We start from the raw sequence: 23778 nt of genomic DNA on the forward strand, positions 1-23778 counted from the left end.
GCAACGGGTCCTGGTCCTGTCGAGGGCTCATCGGTGGGAACCCCTCGGACGTTGCGGATCGGCCGGAATCCGATCCGTGCCGAGGCGCTCCGCGAGCGAGACCGCGTTGTAGGGCGCGGCGCCGCTCAGGGTGTTGTCGAAGTACACGAACACGTCGCCGTCCTCCGCCCACGCGCGGACCCTGGTCGCCCAGGCGTCCAGTTCGGTTGGGCCGTAGGCGCTGACGTAGAGCTCCTCCGCGCCGTGCAGGCGGGCGTAGACGAAGTCGGTGGTGGCGTCTTCGACGGCCGGGAAGCGGCCCGCCGTGTCGGCGACGACGGCGGCGATCCCGCGGTCGCGCAGGAGGTCCAGGAACTCGGGGGAGTCGAAGCTCGGGTGGCGGACCTCGACCGCGTGGCGCAGGTCTTTGGGGAGCGCGTCGAGGAACGTGGTCACGCGGTCGGGCTTGAAGGGCAGGAACGGCGGGAGCTGCCAGAGGACGGGACCGAGCTTGGTGTCCAGTTCATGGACGCCGGAGGCGAAGAACTCCGCCAGGTCGGCGTCGACGTCGCGCAGGCGCTTGTCGTGGGTGATGACCTTGGGGGCCTTGACGGACAGCACGAAGTCGTCGGGGGTGCGGGCGGCCCACGAGCGGTAGTGGTTCGGCTGCCGCAGGCCGTAGAAGGTGCTGTTCAGCTCGACCGAGTTGACCCGCGCCGCCAGGTGCTCCAATTCGCGGTCGCGCGGCAAACCCCTGGGGTAGAAGGAACCGCGCCACTCGGGGTAGGTCCAGCCGGAGGTGCCGATCCTGATGTCGCCCACACCCGCGTTGATTCCCGGTTCGGCCGTGATCGAAACAACAGTGGCAGGCGGGGGGAACGCGGGTAGTACGGAAGGAGCAACCCGTGCGGCGAAAGCGAGATCCACGATGACCAGCACCCTCACCCACCGCTCCACCCTCGACGACGACCGCGCCGCGCTGGTCGAGTCGGTCGGGTCGCTGCTGGCCGTCAAGCCGGACCTGCTGGCCGCGAACGGGACCGTGGCGGTGCTGCGCGGGTTCGACCGGGCCAGCCGGGAGGCGCGGGACGCGGTCACGGCGGTCGTGCGGGCGCACGGCGGGCACGTGCTGGACCTGACCGTGGCGTCGTGCGCGGGCGGGGTGGCGGACTGGCCCGTGGTGGACCTCGTGGTGGCGGTGAGCCGGTCGACGGTGGAGACGGCGGAGCGGGTCGCGAAGACGTGGGACGCGCCGCTGCTGGCCGTAGCACCTCTGTAGCGCAATCTGCTCCGAAAGCGCTACGCTGGGGGCATGAAGACGGCCATCGGGCAGCGGGAGCTGCGCAACGACAACGCCGAGATCATGCGGCGCGTCGAAGCGGGGGAGGCGTTCGTGGTGACACGCAACGGGCGACCGGTCGCGGACCTCGTGCCGCACACCGCCGAGGAGGGCAAGCACCGGCGGACCCTCGGCGAGCTGCAAGCCGAGTTCCGGAAGCTGCCGCCCGTGGACGTGGCGCGCTGGGACGCCGACCGGCTGGCCGACGACCGGATCTTCGGCGCCGACGACCCGCTGGAAGACGCGTGGCGCCGGTGACAGACCGGATCCTGCTCGACACCTGCGTGGTCATCAGGCTGGAGGAGATCGACTTCGGCGACCTCGTGGACGCCGAACCCGCGATCAGCGCCGTCACGGTCGCCGAACTGGCCTACGGCCTGGACATCGACGACCCGGTCGAGCGCTTCGCCCGCACCGAGCGCTACTACGCGGCACTGGAGATGTTCGAGGTGCTGCCGTTCGACACGGCGGCGGCGAAGATCTACGGCACGTTGGCCGCGCTCGTGCGCCGCAGCGGCCGGAGCGCCCGACCGAGGCGGATGGACCTCCAGATCGCCGCCACGGCCGCCGCGAACGGCATGCCCGTGCTCACGCAGAACTTCAAGGACTTCATCGGGCTGGAACGCGCGGTGAAGGTCGTCGCGGTCTGAGCGCCGCACGGGTGGGGCCGTCACAACCCCGCTCGGTCCAGGGCGCTGCCGATGACGTGCCGCACGGTCGCGTCGCTCGGATCTGCGGCCAGCGCGACGGCGCACGGGCACGTGCCCAGGTCGCGGCCCGCCTCGGCGCACAGGAAGACGCCGAGCACCCGCAGGTTGCGGGCCGTGTGCCGCAGCCGCACCACCCCCTTGAACGGCACCCGGCAGTGCACGGCCTTGGCGATGTCGAACGTGACGTCCGGCCGCGGCTCCACGGTGACCTGCGTGTCCAGCTCCTCCGCCAGTTCGGCGACCCGGTGGCACGAGGTGCGTTCGACCAGTCTCGGGTCGATGCGGGAGACCAGCCTGACGCGCACCTCGTCGCGCCAGCCGGTGTCCGCGTCGAGGAACTCGGCGAACTCGTCCATGCGCACCGGGTCGGGTTTCCGGGAGCTTCGTCGGCGGACTCTGCGGCGATGTGTGTCCATCTGTCGAGAATCGGACAGTCCTGACCGGTTCTCGACAACCTCACCCGGCTGCGTGCCCCTGTGACTCGGCCGTACCAACCGCCGTCACCCGCCGGTCCGGAACGGTCCACGTAGCTCCCCCGGACGTGCGTCGTCACGCTCGGTTGGCGTCCCTTGACCGGGCGAAGCCGAGGTAACGGCGAATCATTCGCCGTCGATAATGGGTTCATGACAGACGGCTTCACGTTGGCTGATCGGATCGTGGCCCTGCTGGGCCACTTCCCCAACGGGCTCACCGACGCGCAGATCGCGTCGCAGCTACGGGTCGTCCACGACCAGGTCAACTCGCGCTGCCGCACCCTGGCGGACGCGGGCATCCTGCACCGCGACGACTTCGGCCGCCCGGTGATGAACAGCCTGGTGACCGAGTTGCCGCGCGCCGCCATCAAGCGCAGCGCCGCGCACGAGTGGCACTGGGAGGGCAACGTCCTCGCGGAACTGGTCCGCTACTTCGAGATGGACGGCTGGGTGTTCCTGCGCGGCGACCGCGTCATGGCGCAACGCGGCGGCAGGCTCCTGCACGTGGAATCCCGCGGCTTCCCGACGAAGAAGTCCACATCGGACTCCAAACCGCCGCACCCCATGGAGCAGGCCGAGAGCTGGTACGCCGACGCCCTGCTGAAGGTGCTGCGGCTGCGGCAGGACTGCCCCGACGACATCGTCGGCATCGGCCTGCCGGACTTCGTCTGCTACCGCGAACTGCTCGCCGACACCGCGGACGCCTTGCGCGCCATGCGCATCGACGTGTACCTGGTCCGCGCGGGCGGCTGCGTGGACGCGTTGTCGATCCACTAGGAATCGCGAAACGGCGCCTGGCCCCCCTCGTGGGGACCAGGCGCCGTTTTCGCGTGCGACGACCTTACGCGGGCAGGGAAGCGACGCCCGGTTCGAGGAAGCGCTTGCCGGTGACCTTCTCCGAGATGCCCTCGCGGTCGAGGTACGGCGTGATGCCGCCCAGCCAGAACGGCCAGCCCGCGCCGAGGATCATGCAGAGGTCGATGTCCTTCGCCTCGGCGACGACGCCCTCGTCCAGCATGAGCCGGATCTCCTCGGCCAGGCCCTCCAACGCGCGCGCCTTGACCTGGTCGGCGGTCAGCGGCTGGTCGCCGAACTCCCAGAGCGCGGCGACCTCGGGGTCGACGGTCTGGTTGCCCTGGGCGTCCCACTGCCACACCGCGGTCTTGCCCGCGGCGACGAACCTCTTCATGTTGGGGCTGACGCTGAAGCGGTCCGGGAACGCGTCGTGCATCGTCTCGGACACGTGCAGCGCCACGGCGGAACCGACGAGCTGCAACAGGATCAGCGGCGACATCGGCAGGCCGAGCGGCTCGGTCGCCTTGTCGGCCACCTCGAACGGCGTGCCCTCGTCGATGGACTTCACGACCTCGCCCATGAAGCGGGTGAGGAGGCGGTTCACGACGAACGACGGGGCGTCCTTCACCAGCACGCAGGACTTCTTGAGCTGCTTGCCGACCGAGAACGCGGTGGCGAGCGTGGCGTCGTCGGTCTGCTCGGCGCGCACGATCTCCACCAGCGGCATGACCGCGACCGGGTTGAAGAAGTGGAAGCCCACGACCCGCTCCGGGTGCGCCAGCTTCGACGCCATGTCCGTGATGGACAGCGACGAGGTGTTGGTCGCGAGGATCGCCTCCGGCGACACGTGCTCCTCGACCTCGGCGAACACCTGCTGCTTCACCGCGAGGTCCTCGAACACGGCCTCGATGACGAAGTCGGCGTCGGAGAACGACGCCTTGTCCAGCGAGCCGGACACGAGCGCCTTGAGGCGGTTCGCCTCGTCGGGCGACACGCGCTTCTTGCCGAGCAGCTTGTCCACTTCGGAGTGGACGTAGCCGACGCCCTTGTCCACCCGCGCCTGGTCGATGTCGGTCAGCACGACCGGCACGTGCAGGCGGCGGGCGAACAGCAGCGCCATCTGCGACGCCATCAGACCGGCGCCCACGACGCCGACCTTGGTGATCTTGCGCGCGAGTTCCTTGTCCGGCGCGCCGGCGGGCTTCTTGGCCCGCTTCTGCACCAGGCCGAACGAGTACAGGCTGGACCGCAGCGTGTCGGTCATCAGCACGTCGGTCATGAACCTGGTCTCGGCCTCGTAGCCGCGGTCCAGGTCGTTCTCGCGCGCCAGCTCCAGCAGCTCCAGCGCCTTGAGCGCGCCGGGCGACGCGCCCTTGGTCTTGCCGTGCACGATCGCCTTCGCGCGCGCCACGGCGGCGTCCCAGCCCTCGCCGCGGTCGATCTCCTTGCGCGGCGGGGTGATCTCGCCCGCGAGCACCTTCGACAGCCAGGCGAACGACTGCTCCAGGTAGTCGGCGGAGTCGAAGACGGCGTCCACGATGCCCATCGTCCCGGCCTGCGCGGGCTTGAGCATCTTGTTCTGGTTCAACGCGTTCTCGAAGATCACGGTGACCGCGTCGTTCGCGCCGATCAGGTTCGGCAGTAGCTGCGTGCCGCCCCAGCCGGGGAACAGGCCGAGGAACAGCTCGGGCAGCGCCACGGCCGCCGCGTTGGACGCCAGCGTCCGGTAGTGGCAGGACAGCGCCAGCTCCAGGCCGCCGCCCATGACCGCGCCGTTGACGAACGCGAAGGTGGGGACCTCCGAGTCGGTGAACCTGCGGAACACCGCGTGGCCGATCTCGCCAATCAGGTCGGCTTCCGCGCGCTGGTCGCCGCTCACGGCGCCCAGGTCGGCGCCCACGGCGAAGATCAGCGGCTTGCCGGTGACGACGATCGCGGCGGGCTCGGCCGCCGCGGCCTCGTCGAACGCGGCGCCGAGGCTGAGGAGCCCCCGCACGCCGAACGTCGACGGGCGGGTGTGGTCCAGGCCGTTGTCGATGGTGATGACGGCGACCTTGCCCCGGACACCGGGCACGTCGACCAAGCGGGCGACGGCGCTCGTCACGACCTCGTCGGGGTACCGCGTCGCGGCCTCGTCAAGGGAAAGCGTGCTCACTTGGTCTCTCCCGTCCAGAGGGGGTTCTCCCAGATCACGGTGCCGCCCATGCCGATGCCGATGCACATGGAGGTGAGGCCGTAGCGCACGTCGGGGCGCTCGGCGAACTGCCGGGAAAGCTGCGTCATGAGGCGCACGCCCGACGAGGCCAGCGGGTGGCCGGTCGCGATGGCGCCGCCCCACTGGTTCACGCGGGGGTCGTCGTCCTTGATGCCGAAGTGGTCGAGGAACGCCAGCACCTGCACGGCGAACGCCTCGTTGATCTCGAACAGGCCGATGTCGTCGATGGTCAGGCCCGCGCGCTTGAGGGCCTTCTCCGTCGCGGGCACCGGGCCGATGCCCATGACCTCGGGCTCGACGCCCAGGAACGAGTAGCCGACCATCCGCATGCCGACGGGGAGGCCCAGTTCGCGGGCGGTCTCCTCCTCGGCCAGGATGCAGCCGGTCGCGCCGTCGTTCAGACCGGCCGCGTTGCCCGCGGTGATCCGGCCGTGCGGGCGGAACGGGGTCTTGAGCTTGGCCAGGTCGTCCAGCGAGGTGCCGGGGCGCGGCGGCTCGTCGGCCGAGGCGAGGCCCCAGCCCTTCTCCGCGGAGCGGGTGGCCACCGGCACGAGCTCGGGGCCGATCTTGCCCGCCGCGACCGCGTCGGCGTACTTGGCCTGCGAGGCCACGGCGTACGCGTCGGTGCGGTCCTTGGTGATGTCCGGGAACCGGTCGTGCAGGTTCTCCGCGGTCTGGCCCATGACCAGCGCGGAGGTGTCCACGATCCGGTCCGCGATGAAGCGCGGGTTCGGGTCGACGCCCTCGCCCATCGGGTGGCGGCCCATGTGCTCGACGCCGCCCGCGATGACCACGTCGTAGGCGCCGAACGCGATGCCGCTCGCGGCGGTCGTCACGGCCGTCATGGCGCCCGCGCACATGCGGTCCACGGAGTAGCCGGGCACGGACTTGGGCAGCCCCGCCAGCAGCGCCGCGGTGCGGCCCAGGGTGAGGCCCTGGTCGCCGATCTGCGTCGTGGCCGCGATGGCGACCTCGTCGACGCGCTCGGGCGGCAGTTCGGGGTGGCGCCGCAGCAGTTCGCGGATCACCTTGACCACCAAGTCGTCGGCGCGGGTCTCCGCGAAGATCCCCTTGGGTCCGGCCTTGCCGAACGGCGTGCGGACGCCCTCGACGAAGACCACGTTCCGAACGCCACGAGCCACGTCGTGTCCGCTCGGTGCCGGCGCTGCTGGTGCGGCCACGGCGTCTCCTCCACGTTGAGCTGACTGGAAAGTTCGTCCGGCGGTCGCGGCGGCGGAACGCACGCCGCTACCAGCCGGTAACACTGACTTTAGACCTCGTTACTGGTCAGTAACCACTGTGGTGGCACTGTCGATCGCGTCACACCTACGGTGACACCGTAGGTGCGGGCTCCTCCCGGCGCGCCCAGAGCGCGCGAACGGGCAGGAACAGGAGCAGTCCGATGGGTGACGCGAGGATGGTGACGAGCAGGATCGGCGCCATCACCAGCGGGTGGATGTCCAGCTCACGGCTCTGCCGGTACATCCAGCGGCCGACGAACAGGTCCCACGCGATGAAGTGCGCCCAGCCCAGCGCGGTGCCCTCGGGTGTGCCGAGGAACTCCGCCAGCGGGCCGAGCGCGGGCGCCGACACGGCCGCCCACAGCTCGGGGAGGTTCGCGATGGCCAGCACGAGGTAGATGAGCGCGGGCGGCACGACGACCAGCGGCGACGCGATGACCTTCGCGGTCGTACCCCACTTCGGTGCGAGGATCATCAGCGCCCAGAACGGCACGGCGACCAGGAAGGTGATCGAGAAGAGGAACTGGGTCATGCCTGCACCGCCGCGGTAGTGGGCTTGAGCGCTCGCACGACGCCGAGGCCGGTCACGGCCAGCAGGGCGGCGAGCGCGATGAGGGTGGGCGCGTCGGGGCTCGTGACGGCCTGTCCGCGCAGGGACTGCCAGAGCGTGAGCGCGAACAGCCCGGCGTACAGCCCGGCCGCGAGTCGGACGAGCTGCGCACGGGTGCGCTCGTCGGCGAGCCTGGGGGAGCGGACGAACCCGAGCGCCGCGGCGAACAGGGGGAGCGCCTGGAGGGCGTGCATGCCGAAGAAGTGCGGGACGCGCAGGTCGCCGCCGGTGGTGTTCCAGCCCGTCGCCGCCATCGACGGACCGCCGTCCGGCACGCCGACGCTGTGCCCGCCGATGACGCCGTTGACGCCCTTGGAGATGTCCTGGATCTGGTCCGGCGTGGGGACCAGCATCAGGAAGCCGACGGACAGGCCCGCGACCGAGATCAGCAGGCCGTACCGCAGCGCGGTGCCCGCGACCTTGTCGACGAACTTGCTGAACGCGACGAGCATCGCGATCACCGCGGTCGACGTCCACAGGAACATGACGCTCAGGCCCATCGCGATGAACAGCGCGCGGTCGAAGGCCGTGCTGACGTTGAAGTGGCTGTGCTGCCCGCGGGCCGCCTGCCCGACGATGATCACCATCTCGATGGTGCTGGTGACCGCGATGATCGTGCCGAGCGGCTTGCCGACCTTCCGCGCCTTGGTGGGGAGGCTGAGCGCCCAGGAGAGCGTCACGCCGTAGAGGGCGAACGAGACGGCGAACTTGAACGGCTTGAACCAGATCGGCGCGCCGTCGAGGGTGCGGTCGTCCACGAGCATCGCGAGACCGGTGATCGGGACGAGGGCGACCATGACGAGCGTGAAGAGCATCAGCGGCGTGTGCCAGCCCAAGGCTTTGCGCAGCATCGGCGGCTCCCATTCTGGATAGTGACACTTTCTACTATCAGGAAGGTAGACTATCCATGTTGGGCCGGCTACGCGAGAGGGGTGTCCGTGCGGATCTCGGAGTTGAGCAGGAGCAGCGGCGTCCCCGTGCCGACGATCAAGTACTACCTGCGCGAGGGGCTGCTGCCCTCCGGCGAGCGGACCGGCCGCAACCAGGCGGCCTACGGCGGCGAGCACCTGCGGAGGCTGAAGCTCGTGCGCGCGCTCGTGGACGTCGGGGGACTGTCGATCGCCGCGGTCGGCGACGTCATCGACGTGCTGGAGGCCTCCGACGTGGTCACCCACCAGGTGCTGGGGGTCGTGCAGCGCAGCATGGGCTCCGACGACCCTCCCGAGGCCGACCGGGCGGCCCAGGACGAGGTGCGCGACTTCCTCGCCCGCCGCGGCTGGGAGACCATGGCGGACGACCCGGCCGCGCGCTCGCTCGCGGGAGTGGTGGCGACGGCCCGCAAGCTCGGCCACCACCGCTTCGCCGCGCAGCTCGACGCCTACGCCGAGGCGTCCGTCGGCATCGCGCGCCAGGACCTCGACTACGTGCTGCTGCACTCCGAGGTGGACGACGTCCTCGAGAGCATGGTGATCGCGACCGTCCTGGGTGACGCCGCGCTCGTCGCGTTGCGCAAGCTCGCCCAGCGCGACGCGTCGGCCCGACTCCTCGGCGAGGAGTGAGCCCAGGAGATCAGGCCGCACGGAAGGAACGGGTGCCGCGAGCCCGCGCCCTGGCCGTGACGGGAGGGCGTTCGGGCTGGACCACGAGGTGGTGCGCACGGGCGAGGACCGCCGCGACGGCGGGTTCGGCGCGCGTGGGGAGATCGGTGGCGGGCACGACACCCGCGGCGGCGAGCGAGACCAGGACTGGCATCAGCGGCGGGTGCCACCGGACGATCTTGCGGAACATTCCGACCTCGCAGTGCCGAGTTGGCCGACGATCGCCAAGTGAATCGGCACCGCACCGCTTCCACTACCCCTGACCTGCGCGTTGGTCCACTCAGGTCAGGGATAGGGGTAGTGGGTCACTCAGTAGGGGGTGGCGGCGGCTGAAGCGCCTCCGCGAGGGCGTCGGCGGTCAGGTCGACCTGCCAACGCCGGGCGCCGCCGTCCAGCAGCGCCCGTTCCACCCCGGCCGGGGTGAGGTCCTCCGGGGGCTGCCAGCAGGTGCGGCGCACCAGGTCCGGCAGCAGGAGGTTCTCCACGGGCAGGGTGTTCGCCTCGGCGATGGCCGTCAGCGCCGCCCGGACAGCGGCCAACCGCAACGCCGCCGCCGGGTCCTTGTCGGACCAGCGGTTGGCGGGCGGAGGACCGTCGTGGTGGGGTGATGGCTCCGGCAACTCGGTGCGCGGCAGCGCGGCCGCGCGCTGCAAGGCGCCCAGCCACGTGCCCACCATGCGCCGTTGCGCCCGCCCGCGGAACACGGGGAGCGCAAGAAGCGCCGCTTCGTCCACGGGATTGCGGACGGCGGCGTCGACGAGCGCGGCGTCGGGCAGCACTCGACCGGGCGCGATGTCCCGTTCCCTGGCGACCGAATCCCTGGTCTCCCACAACGCGCGCACCGCGGCCAACTGCCGCGGGTTGCGGATGCGGTGGATACCGGAGGTCCGGCGCCACGGCTCGGCACGAGGACGACTCAGCGGCGCGTTGCGCGCCGCCTCGAACTCCTCGTGCGCCCATTCGAGCTTGCCCTGTCGTTTGAGCTCCTGCTCGAGCACGTCGCGCAGCTCGATCAGGAGTTCGACGTCGAGCGCCGCGTAGTTCAGCCAGTCGGCGGGAAGGGGGCGGCGCGACCAGTCGGCCGCGCCGTGCCCCTTCTCCAGCCTGTAGCCGAGCAAGCGCTCGACGAGTGTGCCCAGAGCGACCCGTTCGAAACCGGCTAGCCTGCCCGCCAGCTCGGTGTCGAACAGGACGCTCGGATGGAGGTCGAGTTCGGCGAGGCACGGCAGGTCTTGCGACGCCGCGTGCAGCACCCACTCGGTTCCTTCCAGCGCTTCGACCAGCGGGTCGAGCCGACCACCTAGGGCGATCGGATCGACCAGCACGGTTCCAGCGCCTTCCCGGCGCAGTTGCACCAGGTAGGCACGTTGCGAGTAGCGGTAGCCCGAGGCTCGCTCGGTGTCCACCGCGACCGGACCCTTCGCCCCGGCGAGAGCCGTAGCTGCTCGCCGGAGCGCTGACAGGTCGGACACCACTGGCGGAACCCCCTCTGCGGGTTCCGTCAGCGGCACCGGATCTGCTCCGGTTGGTTCGGTTGGCTCGTCGGCGGGTACGTCCACGACGGATGACCCTATGACGAACGTCCCGCTCGCGGGTGTATCAGGCCGGTTCAGTGCGTCGACCAGCTCAGCGGATCACGCCGGCACGCATGGCCAGCGCCACCATCTGAGCCCGGTCACCGGTGCCCAGCTTGCGCCCGATCCTGCTCAGGTGAGACTTCACCGTGAGCGCGGAAAGGCTGAGCGCTTCGCCGATCTCCTTGTTGCTCTGGCCATCGGCGACCAACTGGAGGACCTCGACCTCACGCGCGGAAAGCTCCCGCGGAGTGTTGTCGGTGCCCGGAACCCTGGTGCCCGCTGCGAGCACCGGAGCCACACTCGGATCCGCGTAGACCCCGCCGTCGAGAACCCTGCGCACCCCGTCGGTGACCACCATGGGCGAAGCCGACTTCAGGAGGTACGCCTGAGCGCCCGCCTGGAAAGCCGACCGAACCGCATAGGGGTCGTCGGAGGATGCGAGGACCACGATTCGCGGCCAGCCCTGAGCACGGAGTTCCGTGACCAGGTCGATACCGGTGCCATCCGGTAGGCCCAAGTCGAGGATCGCGAGGTCGCAAGGTCCGGTTGCCAGAGCCCGCGCCCGAGCCTCTGCAACCGATGCGGCCTCATGCACTGTCCCGGCTCCCATTTGGGTGAGCCGAGCGGATATCGCCTCCCTCAGCAGTGGGTGGTCGTCGACCACCAGCACTGAGAACAACTCTTCCCGCGGGTGCGGGACCATGTTCGCCGGCAACGAGCCGGCTGGCGTGGTACGAACGGCCTGACCTAAGCCGACGGCAGCCACGTCACTACCTCCCTGGAGTCGGTCGTGCCCCCCGACCGGCACCGGGACTTTCGGCCAATCAGCCGCGCCACTGATCGACCGAAAGTGGTGTCGTCTGGGGCAGCGTAGCCGCCCGAGCGGGTCTACGGGACGATCAATCGGGTATCTATCCCTATCGAGTTGTGACTGGTGACCCCTTCTGTCACACGATCGGCTGACAACTGGATGGGGCCGTAACGCGAGTCTCACTCACAACGACATCTAGGAGTTTCCTGTGGCGAGCAGCACAAGCCGGGACCGTGCGCAGGCACTTCTCGAACGGATCCAGCTCGCCGACGGGCACAACGACCTGCCTTGGGCCCTCCGGGAGTTCTTCGAAAGGGACCCAAACAGTGAAAAGTCAACGGACGGTCCCGGCGACGACGTGTTCGCCACGGCGGCGAAGGTCGACCTGTCCATCCGGCAGCCCGCGCTCCAGACCGACCTCGTCCGACTGCGCGAGGGCCGGGTGGGGTTGCAGTTCTGGTCCGTCTGGATCCCCTGCAAGCTGACGGGTGACGGAGCCGTGACCGCCGTGCTGGAGCAGGTCGAACTGGTCCACGAGATGGCAGCCCGCTACCCGTCGGACCTCGCCATCGCCACCACGGCCGCCGAGGCCGAAGCCGCGTTCGCCTCCGGGCGGATCGCGTCGCTGCTCGGAGCCGAGGGCGGGCACAGCATCAACTCGTCGCTGGGCGTGCTGCGGGCGCTGCGGCGGCTCGGCGTCCGGTACATGACGCTCACCCACAACGAGAACACCCCGTGGGCGGACTCGGCGACGGACGAGCCGGTGCACGGCGGGCTGACGCCGTTCGGGCGGGACGTCGTGCGGGAGATGAACCGGATCGGGATGCTGGTCGACCTGTCGCACGTGGCGCCCACCACGATGCACGACGCGCTGTCGGTGACGTCGAAGCCGGTGATCTTCAGCCACTCGTCGTGCCGGGCCGTCGCCGACCACCCCCGGAACGTGCCGGACGACGTGCTCGGGAAGCTCGGGGACAACGGCGGGGTGTGCATGGTGACGTTCGTGCCGCACTTCGTGTCCCAGGCGTACGCGGAGTGGGACGCGCGGTTGAAGGACGCGATGGACGCTGTTGGGGCTAAGCACAACGACCTGGAGGAGAGGGGGGTCTTCGTGGCTGGGTGGTCTGGGGGTGGGGAGCCTCCGCACGTGACTCTTCAGGATGTGGTGGCTCATGTGGAGCATGCTCGGGAGGTCGCTGGGGTTGATCACATCGGGCTTGGGGGGGACTACGACGGGGTGAAGGCGCTGCCTGAGGGGTTGGAGGACGTGTCTTGTTATCCGAACCTGTTCGGGGAGTTGTTGGAGCGGAAGTGGAGTGAGGGGGAGTTGGCGAAGTTGGCTGGGGGGAATGTGTTGCGGGTGTTGAGGGAGGCGGATTGAGGGGTGGGTTGAGGGGGATGGTGATCTTGGGGTGGGTGTGCGGATGGGTGTGCGGGTGATCTTGCGGATGCACGTGCATTAATACTGTGCAAAGTGAGGGCTTTGAGGGGGATGTGGGGGGTGGGTGGGGTCGGTCGGCACCCCGCTCGCCAAGTGTCTCGATGCCCGCTTTCGTTTGTCAAGGCGGGAAAGATGCCTTGACAAACGAAAGCGGGCACGAGGGCGCTTTGGATCGGGGTGCAGGCCTGGGTCTGGCTGCCTTCTCTGGTTGCGTGCTTGCGCTCGGGGGCGTTGAGGGTCCGGGAGGGCGAAGCAGGGAAAGATGCAAGACAGAAGAAGGCAGGGCAGGTCAGGGGTGGGTCGGGATGGGTGCGGCCGGTCAGGCCGGGGGGCAAAGTGGTTAGTGGCCTGTTCGTTGGCCGAACATGGTTACGCCTACGGGGGGTAGGCCTACCGCTGTGGCCATCAGGTCGAAGAAGGCTGTGCCGTGGGCTGCCAGTTCTGCGTCTTGGGCTGTCCAGGAGGCGCGTAGTTCCAGGTCGTCTGTTCTGGCTGGGCCGGAGATGTCGCCGAACCTGGCTGAGGACGTTTGGGTGACTGTGCCGCCCAGGGCGGTGAAGGGGGCGCCGGAGACTTCCAGGGCTTCCGAGAGCCAGGACCAGCCGACTTCCGGTAGCAAGGGGTCTGCTGCCAGTTCTGGGTCGAGTTCTACGCGTACGTAGGCGACCAGGCGGAACTTGCCGTCCCAGGCTTCCACGCCGTCCGGGTCGTGCAGGAGGACCAGCCTGCCCGTCGACAGTTCGTCCGACGGGCCGGTTATTTCGGCGGTCAATGCGTAGGCCCAAGGTGCTAGGCGTTGCGGCGGGCGCACTTCGGTGAGTTCCAGCTCTGGTCGGGTTTGCACCGACTTGAGCGTCGCCACCGCCCGCCGGAACAGCTCGGGCTCCGCCGCGATTCCGGTCACGGCACCGACTGTATGCCCAAAACGTTCGCCGTTCGCCTGCGGCACGCCGAGTGGGTGACACCGCGCCGAAGCGCTTTCCCGTGGCGTGGGACGATTGGGGGGATGACGAACTCCCTCCTCTCCGAAGCCCCGCTGCTGGTCGCCGCGCGCGGTGGCACGCCTTCTCGCACGCCGGTGTGGTTCATGCGCCAGGCGGGCCGTTCACTGCCGGAGTACCGCAAGCTGCGCGAGGGCACCGCGATGCTCGACGCGTGCATGGACCCGGAGATGGTCTGCGAGATCACGATGCAGCCGGTCCGCAGGCACGACGTGGACGCGGCGATCCTGTTCAGCGACATCGTGGTGCCGCTGAAGGCCGCGGGCGTCGACCTGGACATCGTGCCGGGTGTCGGGCCCGTGGTCGCGAACCCGGTGCGGACCGCCGCTGACGTGGCCGCTCTCCCCGTGCTGCGGGTCGAGCAGGTGCAGCCGGTGCTGGACGCGATCGGGCTGCTGCTCAAGGAACTGGGCGGCGTGCCGCTGATCGGGTTCGCGGGCGCGCCGTTCACGCTGGCGTCGTACCTCGTGGAAGGCGGTCCGAGCCGCAACCACGAGAAGACCAAGGCGCTCATGCACGGCGACCCCGAGCTGTGGCACGCGCTGCTCGGGCGGATCGCCGACCTGACCGCGGAGTTCCTGCGCGCCCAGGTCGAAGCCGGTGTGTCGGCCGTGCAGCTCTTCGACTCGTGGGCGGGCGCGCTGTCCGAGCGCGACTACCGCGAGTTCGTGCTGCCGCACTCGACCCGCGTGCTCTCCTCGATCTCCGGCGTGCCGCGCATCCACTTCGGCGTCGGCACGGGCGAGCTGCTGCCCGCGATGCGCGAAGCGGGCGCGGACGTCGTCGGCGTCGACTGGCGCATCCCGCTGGACGAGGCGGTGCGCCGCCTCCGCGAAGCCGCTCCGGAGCTGCCGGTGCCGGTCGTGCAGGGCAACCTGGACCCGGCGCTGCTGTTCGCGGGGGTGCCCGCGCTGGAGCGCGAGGTCGAGCGGATCGTCGGTGAGGGCAAGGCCGCCGCCGGGCACATCTTCAACCTCGGGCACGGCGTGCTGCCGGACACCGATCCGGAGATGATCACCAAGGCGGTCGAGCTGGTGCACGCCGCCGGATGAGACCACTCCACGTCGCGGTGATCGGGGGCGGTGTCTCCGGTCTCGCCGCGGCGCACCGGCTCCGCAAGCTGCTCGGACCGAGCGCCACGATCACGCTGGTCGAGCAGTCGGACCGGCTCGGCGGCAAGCTGAGCACGGTCGAGCTGGCCGGGCACGCCTACGACGTCGGCACCGAGGCGTTCCTGGTGCGCAGGCCCGAAGCGGCCGAGCTGATCCTGGAACTGGGCATCTCGGCGTCCGTGGTGCACCCGACGGGCGTGCCCGCGACCATCCGCGCGGGCGGTCGCACCAAGCCGATCCCGGCGCACACGCTCATGGGCGTGCCCGCGTCCGCGGAGGCCGTGCGGTCGGTGCTGTCCGACGACGGGTTCCGCCGGGTCGAGGCCGAGCCCGCGCTGCCGCCCATTCGCCTCGACGGCGCCGACGTGGCCGTCGGCACGCTGCTGCACGAGCGGTTCGGGCCCGAGGTCGGTGCCCGACTGGTCGGTCCGCTGCTCGGCGGCGTCTACGCGGGCAGCCCGAAGTCGTTGGGGCTGCGGGCGACCATGCCGCAGCTCGCCACGGCGCTGGACTCCGGGATCGGGTCGCTGCTCGCGGCCGCCGCCACGACGATGCCCGCCCCACCGCAGGCCCGCGCGAAGCGCCCACCGGTGTTCGGCACGCTGGCGGGCGGACTGTCCGGGCTGATCGACGCGCTGGAGCGCGCCTCGGCGGCGCAGGTCCGCCTCGGGCTGCCGGTGCGGGCGTTGAGCTGGCGCGACGTCGGCTGGCGGCTGGAGATCGGGTCGGCGTCGTCGCCGGAGTACCTCGACGTGGACGGGATCGTCCTCGCCGTGCCCGCGCCGTCGGCGCGCAAGCTGCTCGGCGACGTGGCGCCCGCCGCGGCGAAGCGGTACGCGGAGATCGACGTCGCGTCGATGGCCGTGGTCGCCATGGCCCTCCCGCCGGGCACGGAACTGCCGGAGCGGTCCGGTGTGCTGATCGCCGAGGGCGAGCGCCACCGGGACACGACCCCGTTCACCGCCAAGGCCTTCACGTTCTCCAGCCGGAAGTGGGCGCACCTCGACGACGGCCCGCTGCTGGTGCGCGGGTCGGTCGGGCGCTTCGGCCAGACCGCGCTGCTCCAGCGCTCCGACGCGGATCTGGTGAAGGTCGTGCGCGCGGACCTCGCCGAGCTGACGGGCGTCACCGCCGCGCCCATCGACACCGTCGTCACCCGGTGGGGTGGCGGCCTGCCGCAGTACGGCGTCGGCCACCTCGACCTGGTGTCCGGCATCGAGCACGCCGTGGCGGAACTGCCGGGCGTCGCCGTGGCCGGCGCCTCGCTGCACGGCGTGGGCGTGCCCGCGTGCATCGCGACGGCGGACGCCGCCGCCGCACGGGTCGCCGCCCACCTCCTCGGCCGCGTCCAGCGGTGAGCGGGCCCGTGGCGCGCGAACGCCACGGGCCCACCACTGCTAGCCCGCGATCTTGTAGGCGCGGATCACGGTGTTCTCGACGGTGTTGCCCTTGCTGTCGGTGGCCTTGGCCCGCAGTGAGGCGAAGCTGCCGGCAGGTCCGTTGTGGACCAGTGCTGACCTGCCGATGACGGGTGCGTGGCGCCAGGTCTTGCCGTCGTCGAAGGAGACGTCGACAGTGATCCGGTTGACGCGGCCGTTGTCGGCGCCGGGGTTCTGCTGGACGACGAGGGGCACCGGGAACGTGCGATTGGCGGGGGCGGTGTTCCGCCGGTCCAGGTCGGGGCGGAAGCGGATGATCGACATCGGGAGGGGGGTGTACCGCGGTCCCACCTCCTCCGAGCGGAACGTCCACGCGGCGGTGACCTTCGTGCTGAACTCGGACACCCCGCTGCGTGTCGCCTCCGTCTCCACCCGGTAGGACGCCGAGAGCGAGGACATGTCGCCCCGGAGGTTGCCCGGTTCGGTGCTCTCGCCGATCTTCACGCCGTCGCGGAAGAGGGTCGTCCTGGCGCTGTCGAACGCCGAGTAGCCCGTCCCGCCCGTGCTGTCGCCGAACACCGGCACCGTGACGCGGAGGGTCGAGCCGGTCCTCCCCAGCGCGTAGGCGAACCCGTCCAGCGCCGGGCCGAACACCGCGTAGCCGGGCAGGTTGGCGTAGCGCTTGCCTGCTCGGAACTCCCGCGGCGGCGTGTTCTGCTCCGCCTCGATGGTGTTCTCGAAGATCTGCTCGTGCGTCGAGGTCCACGTGACGCCGTCACCGGCGACGTAGTCGGTCGCGGTGCCGGACGCGCCGACGGGTGCCCGCCAGGCGAACGTGCCGCCGCCGAGGGAGTCGGCCGGGCTCAGCGTCAGGAAGTGGTCGCGGCCATCAGGACTTGGCCCGACGGTGGTCTTGACCTCGGCGAAGTCGCTCTTGCCCAGGTCGCGGACCACCCCGGTGGGCATCTCGCCCTTCCACGCCGAGGCGAACCGGTAGTTGATCGGCATGTCGCCCACGGGCGTGCCCTGCCACTGGACGCCGACTCGCGAGGCCATCCGGTCCGGCGCGGCGTCCTCGCCGATCTGGCCCGTCGACGGTTCGTAGGTGTCGGGCAGCGCCTTGCCGTGGATGACGGTGCCCGTCGCCGTCGGCCAGGTCGCGCCGACGTCGCTGATCCGGATCACGGCGGTCGGCTCCGGGACGGACACCTTGACGGGCTTGGTGATCCGCGCGTCGGCGTCGACGACGGTGTCCTCGTCCACGGTCAGCCTGGGGGCCGCCAGGAACGCGAACCTCTTCCCCGTCACGATGGTGCTCCACGCGTAGTAGTCGCCCTTCGGCACGCGGATCTGGGCGCTCCCGTCGTCCTCGGACAGGTAGTACGTCTGCGAACCGCCGATCTCCCCGAGGTAGGTCTCGCCTGGTGCGCGGGTGCCGTCGAGGTCGGTGTGGTTCACGGTCACGGTGTAGCTCTCGACCTCGCGGGCGACCGAGACCGGGCTGCGCACCGCCCCGGTGCTCGACGTGGCGATGACGGTGCCGGTGAAGGCGCCGTCGAGCGTGCCGATCCGGGTGTCGCCGGTGACGGTGACCTTCGCTTCGCCGCCCGCGGGGACGGTGACGTTCGCGGGGGCGACGGTCAGCAGGCCCGCGGGGGCGGGTTTGCCGTCGGGTCCCTTGGCGTCGACGGTCAGGTCGAGGGTGACGGTGTCGGTGCCGGAGTTGCGGTAGACGACGTCCTTGGTGACCGGCACGTCGTCGGCGTGCGGCCACTGCTGGAGGCCGAGGCTGAGGTTGGCGGGTTCGGCGGTCACGGTCTGGGTGATGGCCCTGGTGAGGTCGATCCGGCCGGTGCCCTGGTCGAACGCGGTCAGCGCCGGGTTCGGCTTGGCGGAGGCGACCAAGGCGGCTTTGATCCGTGATCCCGTCCAGTCGGGGTGCTGCTGCTTGAGCAGTGCCGCGGCGCCCGCGACGTGCGGGGTGGCCATCGACGTGCCCGACATGGACACGTAGCCGTCGCCGACGGGTGTGCCGATCGAACCGGTGGAGGACCTCGCGGCCACGATGTCCACGCCTGGTGCGGTGACGTCGGGTTTGACGGCGCCGTCGCCGACCCTGGGGCCACGGCTGGAGAACGCCGCGATGTCGTCGTTCCGGTCGACCGCGCCGACGGTCAGTGCGGCGTCCGCGCTGCCGGGGGAGCCGATGGTCTCGGCGTCGCTGCCCGAGTTGCCCGCGGCGATGACGAAGAGCGTGCCGTGCTGGGCGGAGAGCGTGTTCACCGCTTCTTCGAGCGGGTCGATCTCCGGGCTGTCGCCGCCGCCGAGGCTGAGGTTGACGACGTCGGCGCCCTGCTCGACGGCCCAGGCCATGCCGCCGAGGATCCAGGACTCGGCGCACCCGAACCGGACGCAGACCTTGCCGTCCAGGATCTTGGCGTCCGGGGCCACACCGCGGTACTTGGCCCCGGCGCTGGCGACCGTGGCCGCGACGTGCGTGCCGTGGCCGCTCAGGTCCGCGTCCGACTCGTAGGTGAAGTTCTTCGCGGCCAGTTCTTTGCCCTTGAGGTCGGGGTGCTCGGCGTCGACGCCGGTGTCGAGCACGGCGACCTTCACGCCGGTTCCGGTGTAACCCGCCTGCCACGCCGCGGGCGCGCCGATCTGCGCCACGCTGCGGTCCAGGGTCGGCTGCCGCAGGCCGTCGAGCCTGATCTTCGTGTACGAGCTGTCACCGACGAGGGTCCGCCAGGTGTCCGCGGCCTTTGCCTTCGAGGTGTTGGCCGAGAAGGACTTCACGACGGGCAGGTCGTAGGTGACGGTGGTGCCCGCGAGGGCGTCGGCCGCCCGGACCCCGCCATCGGTGGTCAGGATCAGCGGCACGGAGTCGCGGTGGGCGTCGTCGTAGCGCGACTCGACGAGTTCCGTGACGTCGAACAGCCGCCTGTCCACCCGGCCGCTCGCCACGGCTTTGCGGGCGTCGTCGGGCACGACGAACAGGTGCCCCTGTTCGGTGGACGTCGAGTAGGCGATGTCGTCACGGCCGGTGCCGGGGACGACCGAACCCCCTCCGGCCCCGTCGAGCACGACCCGGTCGCCGGTGATCAGCGTGACGGAGCCCGCCGCTCCCGGCGCGGTGAACCTCGGCGGTGCGGAGCCCTCGGCCGCCGACTCGCCCGCGGACCCGACCACGAGTCCGAGCGTGAGCGCGGTGACCCCCATTAAAGCGCTGTGTCGTCGTGGTGATCGCAACAGCCACCTCCTGGTGTGGTGAACCTGGTGCGGGACGCCTGGAAGCGCTCCCGCACTTCCGGCCACGACCACTGGCCGTGCGTGGTTGCACGAGCACGTGGCGTGAGAGCGCCATGTTTTCGCCACCTCCGCCCGCACGGGATCTGGTAGGCGTGGATCACGGTGTTGCGCGTACCACCGGTCGTTCCCGGCCGTGTCCGGCGGTGAGAGGATGGAGCCATGGCCCGCCTGGACTACACCGAGCTCAACGACACCATCCGCTACACCATGTGGTCGGTCTTCCGCGTCGAACCCGGCCGCCTCCCCGACGACCGCGGCTCCGCGGCCACCGAGGCGCAGAACTACCTGGACGCCCTGGAAGGCAAGGGCGTCGTGGTGCGCGGCGTGTACGACGTCGCGGGCCTGCGGGCCGACGCGGACTACATGATCTGGTGGCACGCCGAGGAGATCGAACAGGTCCAGGCCGCCTACCAGGGCTTCCGCCGCACCGCCGTGGGCCGCGTGTCCACCCCGGTCTGGAGCCAGGTCGCGCTGCACCGGCCCGCCGAGTTCAACCGCAGCCACATCCCGGCGTTCCTCGCCGGTGAAGAGGCCCGCAAGTACGTGTGCGTGTACCCGTTCGTGCGCTCCTACGAGTGGTACCTGCTGCCCGAGGCCGACCGGCGCAAGATGCTCGCCGACCACGGCAAGGAAGCGCGGGACTACCCGGACGTGCGCGCCAACACGGTGTCCTCGTTCGCGCTCGGCGACTACGAGTGGATGCTGGCGTTCGAGGCGGACGAGCTGCACCGCATCGTCGACCTCATGCGGCACCTGCGCGGCACCGAGGCCCGCCTGCACGTCCGCGAGGAGGTCCCGTTCTACACCGGGACCCGCGTGCCCGCCTCCGAGCTGGTCATCAACCTGCCGTGACCGCGAGCGGGCCCGTGGCGCTGGCCGCCGCGGGCCCGCTCCCGGCTACTTCCCGGTGATCTTGTAGGCGCGGATCACCGTCGTCTCGGCCGTGTTCCCCTTGCTGTCGGTGGCCTTCGCCCGCAGCGACGCGAAGCCGGCCTTGCCGTTCAGCACGAGGGCCGAGTCGCCGACGACCGGGACCCGGCGCCAGGTCGCGCCGTCGTCGAACGACGCCTCGACCGCGATCCGCCGGACCTTCCCGTTGTCCGCACCGGCGTTCTGCCTCACCACGAGCGGCACCCGCAGGAGCCGTCCGGCGGGCGCGGCGTTGACCGCGTCCAGTTCGGGTTGGAAGCGGAGCACGGACAGCGGCAGCTTCCGCTCCTCGTCGCCCTCGTGCGCCGAGCGGAACGTCCACGCGGCGGAGACCTTCGTGCTCACGTCCGAGACCACGCTCCGCGTCGCCTCGGCCTCCACCCGGTACGACCCCGCCGCGGCGGGCACCTCGAACTCCCCGTAGGCCGCGCCCGGCGACTCGCCGACCCGCACGCCGTCGCGGAACAGCGTCGTGCGGGCCGTGGTGGTCATCGAGCCGCCGGGGTTGCCGACGCCGTCGCCGAACAGCGGCACGCTCACGGTGAGGGTGTCGCCGCGCCGGTGGAGCGCGGAGTACGACGTCGTGGTGGGACCGAAGACGGCGGTGTTCATGGTTTCGCGGTAGGCCCCGCCGGGCCGGTACGCGCGGGCCGTCCCGCTCAGCGTCGCCTCGAAGTCCAGGCCCGTCCCCGTGCGCCGGGTCTGGACGAACGTCGACCTCCACCGGATGTTCTCGCCCGCGAGGTAGCCGATCGCGGTACCCGGTGCCGGGACCTCGACCAGCCAGGCCCCGCCGCTCCCGTTCCCGTCGACGCCCATCATGCCGTGCAGGTTCTGGCGGCCGTCGGGAGTCGGCCCGAACCGGGTCCGGACCTCGGCGAAGTCCCGCTTGGCAGGCGAGCGGACGTACCCGGTGGGCAGCGATCCGGTGAACCCGGAGGTGTACCGGTAGGTGACCGGCGTGGTCCCGACGGGCGCCGCCCGCCACTCCGCGCCGAGGGTCGCGCTGAGGTCGGCGCCGACGTCCGGACCGAGCTGGGCGATCGTCACGCCGTCGAACGCGCCGAGGAACAGCCCGATGGTGGTGACCCCGGTCTCGCCGTGGCGGAGGGAGAGGTTGATCATGCTGCCGATGGCCTCGGCCTTCGGGTCCGGCACCGTCAGCGTGATCGGTTTGGCGAGCCGGGCGTCGACCGCCACGGTGGTGTTCGCGGTCAGGTTCAGCCTGGGGTACGGCAGGGACGCGTACCGGTCGTCACCGGTCAGCACGGAGCTGCCCGCGAAGTAGTTGCCCACGGGCAGCTTGAGCGACGCCTGCCCGTCCTCCTCGGACAGGAAGAACGCCTGGCCGGAGTCGAGGCCCACCAGGAACGTGGAGTTCTGGGTCGCGGGAGCCCCGTCGGCGTCGGTGTAGTCGAGCGTGAGGGTGTGGGTCTCGCCCTCGCGGAGGACGGCGACCGGCGTGCGGACCGAGGTCGCGCCGGAACTCGCGACGACCGAACCGGCGTAGCCGCCGTCGAGCGCCACGAGCTTGGTGTCACCCGTGACGGAGACCTTCGCCTCACCGCCCGCGGGCACGGTCACCTTGGCCGGCGCGACGGTGAACAGGCCCGCGGGCTTCCCGTCCGGCCCGGTCGCGTCGACCGCCACGTCCAGCGCCACGGGCGTCGGGCCCGTGTTGCGGTAGGTGATGTCCTTGGTGACGGGCTCGTCGTCCTCGTGCGGCCATTCCTGGACGCCGAGGGCGACGCTGACGGGCTCGGCCGTCACGGACTGGGTGATCGCCCTGGTCAGGTCGACCCGCCCGGCTCCCTGGTCGTACGCGCCCACGCCCGGCGTGGGCTTGGCCGCCGCGACGAGCGCCGCCTTGAGCCGCGCGCCGGTCCAGTCGGGGTGCTGCTGCTTGAGCAGCGCCGCGGCGCCCGCGACGTGCGGGGTGGCCATCGACGTGCCGGACAGCGCCACGTGGGAGTCGCCGACGGGCGTGCCGATGGAGCCGGTGGACGACTTCGCGGCCACGATGTCCACGCCGGGCGCGGTGATGTCGGGTTTGACGGCGCCGTCGCCGACCCTGGGGCCGCGGCTGGAGAACGGCGCGACCCTGTCCTCGCGGTCGACGGCGCCGACGGTGAGCGCGGCGTCCGCGCTACCGGGGGAGCCGACCGTGCCGGGACGCCCGGAGTTGCCCGCCGCGATGACGAACAGCGTGCCGTACTGCGCGGACAGCGCGTTCACGGCCGCTTCGAGCGGGTCGACCTCGGGGCTGTCGTCCCCGCCGAGGCTGAGGTTGACGACGTCGGCGCCCTGCTCGGCCGCCCACGCCATGCCGTCGAGGATCCAGGACTCGGCGCACCCGCCGTTCACGCACACCTTGCCGTCGAGGATCTGCGAGTCCGGTGCCACGCCGCGGTACTTCGCCCCGGCGCTGGCGATGGTGGCCGCCACGTGCGTGCCGTGGCCGACCAGGTCCTGGTTGTCCGGGTCCTGGGTGAAGTTCTTCTCGGCCAGTTCCCGGCCCACGAGGTCCGGGTGGGCGGCGTCGACGCCCGTGTCCAGGACGGCGACCTTCACGCCGGTCCCGGTGTAGCCCGCCCGCCACGCGTCCGGCGCGCCGATCTGGGCGGTGCTGCGGTCCAGCGTGGGCTGGCGGAGGCCGTCCAGCCAGATCTTGCGGTAGCCGTCCGGCGCGGCGGCCAGCGCGCGCCAGGAGTCCGCCGCCGTCGCCTTGGCCGCTCGGGCCGCGAACGAGCCCACGACGGGCAGGTCCGCGGTCTTGGCGAGGCCAGCGACGGACCCACCCGGCGCGGGCGTGACGATCAGCGGCACGGAGTCGCGGTGCGCGTCGTCGTAGCGCGCCGCGAGCAGCCCGGTGACGTCGAACAGCCGCTGGTCCAGCTTGCCCGCCGCGAGCAGCGGCTTGGCGTCCTCCGGCACCACGTACTGGTGTCCGGCGGCGGTGAACTTCGAGAACGGGATCCCCGCGCGGTCGCGGCCGGGGACGATCGAGCCGACCTGGTCACCGATCACCACCACCTGGTCGCCGGTGATCAGCGTGACCGAACCGGCGGAACCCGGCCCGGCCCGGTCGACGGGCCCCGGAGCGGCCGATGCCGACTGGGCGGAGCCGACCACCAGGCCGAGCGCGAGCAGGGACGCGCTCCAACGGGCACCGCGCCTTCGTGTCCTTCGCAACTGGCTACCTCCCCCTGAGGTGTGCGCGCCCGCCGTGGGCGCGCTTCCGGGGGGCGCCGATCGGAC

At 71.0% G+C, this 23778-nt stretch carries 21 protein-coding genes; 9 read left to right on the plus strand and 12 right to left on the minus strand.

Going from position 1 to position 23778, the window contains the following annotated elements; all coding sequences use genetic code 11:
• Positions 1-27: 27 nt before the first annotated feature.
• Positions 28-801, minus strand: a complete 774-nt coding sequence (locus NZH93_RS38310; RefSeq protein ID WP_259628199.1) for a DUF72 domain-containing protein — start codon at positions 799-801, stop codon at positions 28-30.
• Positions 802-907: 106 nt separating this feature from the next.
• On the opposite strand from NZH93_RS38310, the gene NZH93_RS38315 reads away from it, so the two are divergent.
• The 3 genes from NZH93_RS38315 to NZH93_RS38325 are packed head-to-tail and all read left to right on the plus strand — an operon-like array spanning position 908 to position 1968.
• Positions 908-1258 (plus strand): hypothetical protein, encoded by a 351-nt coding sequence (locus NZH93_RS38315; RefSeq protein ID WP_259628200.1) that lies wholly within the window; start codon positions 908-910, stop codon positions 1256-1258.
• Between the two features lie 33 nt (positions 1259-1291).
• A complete protein-coding gene (locus tag NZH93_RS38320; protein ID WP_259628201.1) occupies positions 1292-1576 on the plus strand; it encodes a type II toxin-antitoxin system Phd/YefM family antitoxin in 285 nt (94 codons plus the stop codon).
• On the plus strand, positions 1564-1968 hold the full coding sequence (locus tag NZH93_RS38325; RefSeq protein WP_259628202.1) for a type II toxin-antitoxin system VapC family toxin: 405 nt from the start codon (positions 1564-1566) through the stop codon (positions 1966-1968). The genes NZH93_RS38320 and NZH93_RS38325 overlap by 13 nt, the downstream gene beginning before the upstream one ends.
• Positions 1969-1988: 20 nt before the next feature.
• On the opposite strand, the gene NZH93_RS38330 is transcribed toward NZH93_RS38325, so the two are convergent.
• Positions 1989-2384, minus strand: a complete 396-nt coding sequence (locus NZH93_RS38330) for a hypothetical protein (RefSeq protein ID WP_259628203.1) — start codon at positions 2382-2384, stop codon at positions 1989-1991.
• Positions 2385-2651: 267 nt separating this feature from the next.
• On the opposite strand from NZH93_RS38330, the gene NZH93_RS38335 reads away from it, so the two are divergent.
• On the plus strand, positions 2652-3278 hold the full coding sequence (locus NZH93_RS38335; protein WP_259628204.1) for a hypothetical protein: 627 nt from the start codon (positions 2652-2654) through the stop codon (positions 3276-3278).
• 64 nt (positions 3279-3342) lie between these two features.
• Here the strand turns inward: NZH93_RS38335 and NZH93_RS38340 are convergent, their stop codons facing one another.
• The 4 genes from NZH93_RS38340 to NZH93_RS38355 form a co-directional block, all read right to left on the minus strand.
• Positions 3343-5451, minus strand: coding sequence for a 3-hydroxyacyl-CoA dehydrogenase NAD-binding domain-containing protein (locus NZH93_RS38340; protein WP_259628205.1), 2109 nt, complete (start codon positions 5449-5451; stop codon positions 3343-3345).
• Positions 5448-6692 carry a thiolase family protein gene (locus NZH93_RS38345; RefSeq protein WP_259628206.1) on the minus strand — a complete coding sequence of 415 codons (1245 nt, stop codon included), beginning with the start codon at positions 6690-6692 and terminating at the stop codon, positions 5448-5450. Before NZH93_RS38345 ends, NZH93_RS38340 begins: the two co-directional genes overlap by 4 nt.
• Positions 6693-6837: 145 nt before the next feature.
• Complete coding sequence (locus NZH93_RS38350) at positions 6838-7284, minus strand: ABA4-like family protein (protein ID WP_259628207.1); 447 nt, start codon at positions 7282-7284, stop codon at positions 6838-6840.
• On the minus strand, positions 7281-8213 hold the full coding sequence (locus NZH93_RS38355) for a hypothetical protein (protein WP_259628208.1): 933 nt from the start codon (positions 8211-8213) through the stop codon (positions 7281-7283). The genes NZH93_RS38350 and NZH93_RS38355 overlap by 4 nt, the downstream gene beginning before the upstream one ends.
• A gap of 87 nt (positions 8214-8300) precedes the next feature.
• On the opposite strand from NZH93_RS38355, the gene NZH93_RS38360 reads away from it, so the two are divergent.
• Positions 8301-8921 (plus strand): MerR family transcriptional regulator, encoded by a 621-nt coding sequence (locus tag NZH93_RS38360; protein ID WP_259628209.1) that lies wholly within the window; start codon positions 8301-8303, stop codon positions 8919-8921.
• 10 nt (positions 8922-8931) lie between these two features.
• Here NZH93_RS38360 and NZH93_RS38365 read toward each other — a convergent pair whose 3' ends face one another.
• The 3 genes from NZH93_RS38365 to NZH93_RS38375 form a co-directional block, all read right to left on the minus strand.
• Positions 8932-9150, minus strand: a complete 219-nt coding sequence (locus NZH93_RS38365; RefSeq protein WP_259628210.1) for a hypothetical protein — start codon at positions 9148-9150, stop codon at positions 8932-8934.
• 115 nt (positions 9151-9265) lie between these two features.
• Positions 9266-10519: an HRDC domain-containing protein gene (locus NZH93_RS38370; protein WP_259628211.1), complete on the minus strand. Its 1254-nt coding sequence runs from the start codon at positions 10517-10519 to the stop codon at positions 9266-9268.
• Between the two features lie 67 nt (positions 10520-10586).
• A complete protein-coding gene (locus NZH93_RS38375; RefSeq protein ID WP_015099292.1) occupies positions 10587-11303 on the minus strand; it encodes a response regulator in 717 nt (238 codons plus the stop codon).
• A gap of 253 nt (positions 11304-11556) precedes the next feature.
• Between NZH93_RS38375 and NZH93_RS38380 the strand changes: the two genes are divergently transcribed.
• Positions 11557-12729 carry a dipeptidase gene (locus NZH93_RS38380; RefSeq protein ID WP_259628212.1) on the plus strand — a complete coding sequence of 391 codons (1173 nt, stop codon included), beginning with the start codon at positions 11557-11559 and terminating at the stop codon, positions 12727-12729.
• Between the two features lie 400 nt (positions 12730-13129).
• Here the strand turns inward: NZH93_RS38380 and NZH93_RS38385 are convergent, their stop codons facing one another.
• Positions 13130-13693, minus strand: a complete 564-nt coding sequence (locus NZH93_RS38385; RefSeq protein ID WP_259628213.1) for a DUF3000 domain-containing protein — start codon at positions 13691-13693, stop codon at positions 13130-13132.
• 102 nt (positions 13694-13795) lie between these two features.
• Between NZH93_RS38385 and hemE the strand changes: the two genes are divergently transcribed.
• Both hemE and hemG read left to right on the plus strand, forming a co-directional pair.
• The gene (gene hemE / locus NZH93_RS38390) at positions 13796-14842 is read left to right on the plus strand and encodes a uroporphyrinogen decarboxylase (RefSeq protein WP_259628214.1); all 1047 of its coding nucleotides are present in this window, start codon (positions 13796-13798) and stop codon (positions 14840-14842) included.
• Positions 14839-16260 (plus strand): protoporphyrinogen oxidase, encoded by a 1422-nt coding sequence (hemG, locus tag NZH93_RS38395; protein WP_259628215.1) that lies wholly within the window; start codon positions 14839-14841, stop codon positions 16258-16260. The genes hemE and hemG overlap by 4 nt, the downstream gene beginning before the upstream one ends.
• A gap of 39 nt (positions 16261-16299) precedes the next feature.
• Here hemG and NZH93_RS38400 read toward each other — a convergent pair whose 3' ends face one another.
• Positions 16300-19500, minus strand: a complete 3201-nt coding sequence (locus NZH93_RS38400) for a S8 family serine peptidase (RefSeq protein ID WP_259628216.1) — start codon at positions 19498-19500, stop codon at positions 16300-16302.
• A 249-nt stretch (positions 19501-19749) separates the two neighbouring features.
• Here NZH93_RS38400 and hemQ point away from each other — a divergent pair, with 249 nt between their 5' ends.
• Positions 19750-20442: a hydrogen peroxide-dependent heme synthase gene (hemQ, locus tag NZH93_RS38405; protein ID WP_259628217.1), complete on the plus strand. Its 693-nt coding sequence runs from the start codon at positions 19750-19752 to the stop codon at positions 20440-20442.
• A gap of 45 nt (positions 20443-20487) precedes the next feature.
• Here hemQ and NZH93_RS38410 read toward each other — a convergent pair whose 3' ends face one another.
• Entirely contained in the window at positions 20488-23712 is a 3225-nt protein-coding gene (locus NZH93_RS38410) for a S8 family serine peptidase (RefSeq protein ID WP_259628218.1), read from the minus strand.
• Positions 23713-23778 lie beyond the last annotated feature (66 nt).

This window comes from Umezawaea endophytica (genome assembly GCF_025061645.1).
GTDB lineage: Bacteria > Actinomycetota > Actinomycetes > Mycobacteriales > Pseudonocardiaceae > Umezawaea > Umezawaea endophytica.